At 70.8% G+C, this 5,502-nt stretch carries 5 protein-coding genes; all 5 read left to right on the plus strand.

Annotation, left to right across the window (positions count from 1 at the left end; all coding sequences use genetic code 11):
• The first annotated feature begins 94 nt into the window (after positions 1-94).
• Entirely contained in the window at positions 95-1,030 is a 936-nt protein-coding gene (locus GKQ77_RS26610; protein WP_219691471.1) for an LLM class F420-dependent oxidoreductase, read from the plus strand.
• A 23-nt stretch (positions 1,031-1,053) separates the two neighbouring features.
• Positions 1,054-1,893, plus strand: a complete 840-nt coding sequence (locus tag GKQ77_RS26615; RefSeq protein WP_219691472.1) for an SDR family NAD(P)-dependent oxidoreductase — start codon at positions 1,054-1,056, stop codon at positions 1,891-1,893.
• 137 nt (positions 1,894-2,030) lie between these two features.
• On the plus strand, positions 2,031-3,158 hold the full coding sequence (locus tag GKQ77_RS26620; RefSeq protein WP_219691473.1) for an LLM class flavin-dependent oxidoreductase: 1,128 nt from the start codon (positions 2,031-2,033) through the stop codon (positions 3,156-3,158).
• Between the two features lie 196 nt (positions 3,159-3,354).
• Positions 3,355-5,094 carry an N-acyl-D-amino-acid deacylase family protein gene (locus GKQ77_RS26625; RefSeq protein WP_219691474.1) on the plus strand — a complete coding sequence of 580 codons (1,740 nt, stop codon included), beginning with the start codon at positions 3,355-3,357 and terminating at the stop codon, positions 5,092-5,094.
• On the plus strand, positions 5,091-5,502 hold a 412-nt coding region (locus GKQ77_RS26630; protein ID WP_219691475.1), incomplete at its 3' end, for an aldehyde dehydrogenase family protein. The genes GKQ77_RS26625 and GKQ77_RS26630, both read left to right, overlap by 4 nt.

Here is a 5,502-nt window from a genome sequence, read left to right on the forward strand (position 1 = left end):
GAGCCAAGGCGCAGACCCCGCCCAAGGCACCCCGCCAGAACTTGTGTGACGCCACCTCAGGACCCCCTCACCTTCGAGAAGTGGGCAGATACCCATGACAGCTCCCCCTCCCCTCGCCTACGGCCTACAGCTCCCCATCCAGTCCCAGAGCCCCCTCTACGCCGAGCCCTGGGAAGCCGCCGCCGGCCCTCGCGACCTGAGAAAGATCGCCCGCGTCGCGGACGAAACCGGGTTCGCCTATATCGCCTGCTGCGACCACGTCGCCATCCCCCGCCGCCTCGCCGAAGGCATGGGCACCACCTGGTACGACCCCGTCGCCACCCTCGCCCACCTCGCCGCCGTCACCGAGCGCGTCCGGCTGATGAGTCACGTCGCCATCGTCGGCCTGCGCCACCCCCTCGTCACCGCCAAGCAGTACGCGACCCTGGACCACCTCAGCGGCGGCCGGCTGATCCTCGGGGTGGGGGCGGGGCACGTGCCGGAGGAGTTCGCGGTGCTCGGTGTCGACTTCGCGCGTCGCGGGGCCCTGCTCGACGAGGCCATCGATGCCCTGAACGCCGCCCTCGGGCCGGGGGAGTACCCCGAACACCAGGGTGAACATTACGACTTCAGGGAGTTGGGGCAGCGGCCCCGGCCCGCACAGGGCCACGTACCCATATGGATCGGCGGGTCCTCGCCCGCCGCCATCCGCCGCGCCGCCACCCGCGCCGACGGCTGGCTGCCGCAGGGGGACCCGCGCGAGAAGCTGCCCGCGCAGATCGCGAAGCTCAGGCGGCTGCGGGAGGAGGCGGGGATCGAGGCGCCGATCACCGTCGGCGCCATCACCGAGGCCCTGTACGTGGGCGAGCCGGGGCGCCCCGTCGGCCGCCGCACGCTGCACGGCAAGCCGGACGCCCTGGCCGAGTCGCTGCGCGCCTACGCGGCGATGGGTGTGGATCAGATACAGGTCCGGTTTCGTAGTCGCAGTCGTACCGAACTCACCGATCAAATGCGGGCGTTCAGCGCCGACGTGGCACCCCACCTCACCTGACGACCTAGGAGCAACCCATGGGCATGGGCACCAGCACCAGCACCGACATCGGCACCGGCACCGGCACCGGCAAACTGAACGGCCGCGTCATCATCGTGACCGGCGCCGCGCGCGGCCAGGGCGAGCAGGAGGCGAGGCTGTTCGCCGCCGAGGGCGCCAAGGTCATCGTCGCGGACGTGCTCGACGCGCAGGGCGAGGCCCTTGCCAAGGAGATCGGAGAGGAGGAGGGGGCGGGCGCCGCGACCTACGTTCACCTGGACGTCGGCCGCGAGGCGGACTGGCAGGCCGCCGTGGCCACCGCCAAGGACGCCCACGGAAAGATCGACGGGCTCGTCAACAACGCCGGGATCCTCCGCTTCAACGAACTCGTCCACACGCCCCTCGAAGAGTTCCAGCAGGTCATTCAAGTCAATCAGGTCGGCTGTTTTCTCGGCATCCGTACCGTCGCTCCCGAGATAGCGGCCGCGGGCGGCGGCACCATCGTCAACACCGCCTCCTACACGGCCCTCACCGGCATGGCGTACGTCGGCGCGTACGCCGCCACCAAACACGCCATCCTCGGCCTGACCCGCGTCGCCGCCCTGGAGCTGGCCGCGAAGAACATCCGCGTCAACGCCGTCTGCCCGGGCGCGGTCGACACCCCCATGACCGACCCCGCCCAGCTCGACCCGGCCGCCGACCCCGAGGCGGCGAAGGAGGCGGTCGCCGGGCTGTACAAGAAGCTTGTGCCGATGGGGCGGATCGGCACCGCCCGGGAGATCGCGGCCCTCGCCCTCTTCCTCACCGGCGACGACTCCACGTACATCACGGGCCAGCCCTTCGTCATCGACGGCGGCTGGCTCGCGGGGGTCAGCGTCATTTGAGCGACGCCGCCCGGCAGCGAGCTGACGTGGCGTCAGGTATTGACGGTCCGCGAGGGCGGTGGAACAGTCGACGCATCCTGATCTGACGGGCCGTCAGGAAGCCGGTCGGACGACCCTTACGAGGACGGTGAACCTCCTTGGAATTCGGGCTCTTTGTACAGGGATACGTGCCCGCCGCGCGGGCCCAGGTCGACCCCGATGCGGAGCACAAGGCGCTCATCGAGGAGACCGAGTACGTCATCGAGGCGGACAAGTCCGGCTTCAAGTACGCCTGGGCCTCCGAACACCACTTCCTGGAGGAGTACTCCCACCTCTCCGCCAACGACGTCTACCTCGGCTACCTCGCGCACGCCACCGAGCGCATCCATCTGGGATCGGGCATCTTCAACCCGCTCGCGCCCGTCAACCACCCCGTCAAGGTCGCCGAGAAGGTCGCCATGCTCGACCATCTCTCCGAAGGGCGCTTCGAGTTCGGGACGGGGCGCGGCGCCGGTTCGCACGAGATCCTTGGCTTCATGCCGGGCATCACCGACATGAACCACACCAAGGAGATCTGGGAAGAGACCATCGCCGAGTTCCCCAAGATGTGGCTCCAGGACGAGTACGCCGGCTTCCAGGGCAAGCACTGGTCGCTTCCGCCGCGCAAGATCCTGCCCAAGCCGTACGGCAAGTCCCACCCCGCCATGTGGTACGCCGCCGGGTCCCCGTCCTCGTACGCGATGGCCGGGAAGAAGGGGCTCGGGGTGCTCGGCTTCAGCGTGCAGAAGGTCTCCGACATGGAGTGGGTCGTCGAGTCCTACAAGTCGGCCGTGAAGGAGGCCGAGGCGATCGGTGACTTCGTCAACGACAACGTCATGGTGACCTCCACGGCGATCTGCGCGGAGACTCATGCCAAGGCCGTCGAGATCGCCGTCGGCGGCGGGCTCAACTACCTCCAGTCGCTGCTCTTCCGCTACCACGACACCTTCCCCCGGCCCGAGGGCATCCCCCAGTGGCCCGAACTCCTCCCCGCCTACAGCGAGGAGATCATCGAACTGCTCATCGCCGAGGAGCTGATGATCTGCGGCGATCCGGACGAGGTCTTCCGGCAGTGCAAGCGGTGGGAGCAGGCCGGGGCGGATCAGCTCAGCTTCGGGCTGCCGATCGGGATCTCGCCCGAGGACACGAAGAGCACGATCCGGTTGATCGGTGAGCATGTGATTCCGAAGATTGATACGGACCCGGTGCATCGGACTTCTCGGTTCCGGCAAGCGGCAGGTTCCTGAGGGGTCCCTTCAGCTGCCCCGGCTTCCTCTCCCGGACGGAGGCCGGGGTGCCGCCCATCGCCCTTCGGGCTCGTCCTCAAACGCCGGACGGGCTGATGCTTGCCGGCCCCGGGCTCGTCCTCGAACGCCGGCCCGACTCGCTCGACGCGCCAGTTGCGCACAGACAATTCCGTTCTCCGAAAGGGGACGTCCCGTCATGCTCGACCACCTCATCCAGGGCGCGACCGTCGTCGACGGGACCGGCGCCCCCGCCTTCGTCGCCGACGTCGGCATACGAGGCGGCCGCATCGCCGTCATCGCCGGGCCCGGTGCCGTCACCGAGCAGGCCGCCACGCGCGAGGACGCCCGGGGGCGGGTCCTCGCGCCGGGGTTCGTCGATCCGCATACGCACTACGACGCCCAGCTCTTCTGGGATCCGTACGCGACGCCCTCCCTCAACCACGGCGTGACCACCGTCGCGGGCGGCAACTGCGGGTTCACGCTCGCGCCGCTGCACCCCGGGCGGCCCGAGGACGCCGACTACACGCGGCGGATGATGGCGAAGGTCGAGGGCATGTCGCTGGTGGCGCTGGAGGAGGGCGCGCCCTGGACGTGGAGTTCGTTCGGGGAGTATCTGGACGCCCTGGAGGGGCGCGTCGCCGTGAACGCCGGGTTCATGGTGGGGCACTGCGCCCTGCGGCGGTACGTGATGGGCGCGGACGCCGTCGGCGGGCAGCCGACGCCCGCCCAGCTCGACGAGATGGTCCGGCTCCTGCACGACGCGATGGACGCGGGCGCGTGGGGGCTCTCCACCACGCAGTCCTCCACCCACTCCGACGGCGACGGGCAGCCCGTGGCGTCCCGGCACGCGAGGCCCGAGGAGCTGCTCGCGCTCTGCCGTGCCGTCGCCGAGCACGAGGGGACGCAGCTGGAGGCGATCGTCGCGGGGTGTCTCGACCAGTTCGGCGACGACGAGATCGACCTGCTGGTGGAGATGAGCGCCGCCGCCGGGCGGCCCCTCAACTGGAACGTCCTCACCATCGACGCCGCCGTCCCCGAACGCGTGCCCCGCCAGCTCGTGCCCAGCGAGCGCGCCCGGAAGGCGGGCGGCCGCATCGTCGCCCTCACCATGCCGATCCTCACCCCCATGAACATGTCGCTCGGCACCTTCTGCGCCCTCAACCTCATCCCCGGCTGGGGCGACATCCTCGGCCTGCCCGTGCCCGAGCGGATCGCGAGACTGCGCGACCCCGACGTGCGCGCGGAGATGCTGCGGCACGCGGAGAGCAAGGAGGCGGGCGTCTTCCGGCGGCTGGCCCGCTTCGACCGGTACGTCATCGGCGACACGTACTCCGAGTCGAACGCCGGGCTCACCGGACGGGTCGTGGCCGACATCGCCGCCGAACGCGGCCAGGAGCCCTTCGAGTGCATCGTAGAGATCTGCGCCCATGACGACCTGCGTACGGTGTTGTGGCCGATGCCCGCCGACAACGACCCCGACTCCTGGGCCCTGCGCGCCGCGACCTGGCAGCACGAGGACGTCCTGCTCGGCGGCTCGGACGCGGGCGCGCACCTGGACCGCATGTGCGGGGCGCCTTACACGACCCGGTTCCTCGGGGACTGTCTGCGCGGGCGCAAGCTCGTCGGTCTTGAGCAGGCCGTGAAGATGCTCACCGACGACCCGGCGCGGCTCCTCGGGCTGCGCGAGCGCGGCCGGATCGTCGAGGGCCACCACGCCGACCTCGTCCTCTTCGACCCGGAGCGGATCGACGCGGGCAAGGCCACCCTCGTCCACGACCTGCCCGGGGACAGTCCGCGCCTGGACTCCAAGGCGATCGGCGTCGAGGCGGTCTGGGTGAACGGCGTCGAGGCCATCCGCGGGGACGAGGTCACGGGCGCGGTGCCGGGGAAGATCCTGCGCTCCGGGCGTGACACCAGGACGGTGAGCACCAAGTGACTCGGGCGCGGCGGCTGTTCATCGGCGGCGAGTGGGTCGAGCCCGACTGCGGGCACTACGAGGTGATCGACCCGGCGACCGAGGACGTCGTCGGCCTCGCGCCCGAGGCGAGCCGCGCGCAGGTCCACGCGGCGGCCTCGGCGGCCCGCGACGCCTTCGCGAGCTGGTCCCGCACGAGCCCCGAGGAGCGGGCCGCGGTCCTCTCCCGCGCGGCCTCGGTCATCCGGCGCGACTTCGCCTCGTACGCCGAACTGGCCCGGGCCGAGTCCGGCGCGACGGCCGCCACCGCGCGCGGCATGCAGGTCGCGGTCGCCGTGTCCCGCTTCCAGCGGTACGCGAAGGGGGCGCTGGAACCGGTGGAGACGGCCCTGCCGCCGCCGGCGGACGAGCCCGGGCCCCCGCAGGAGC

The organism is Streptomyces anatolicus, from assembly GCF_019400875.1.
GTDB lineage: Bacteria > Actinomycetota > Actinomycetes > Streptomycetales > Streptomycetaceae > Streptomyces > Streptomyces anatolicus.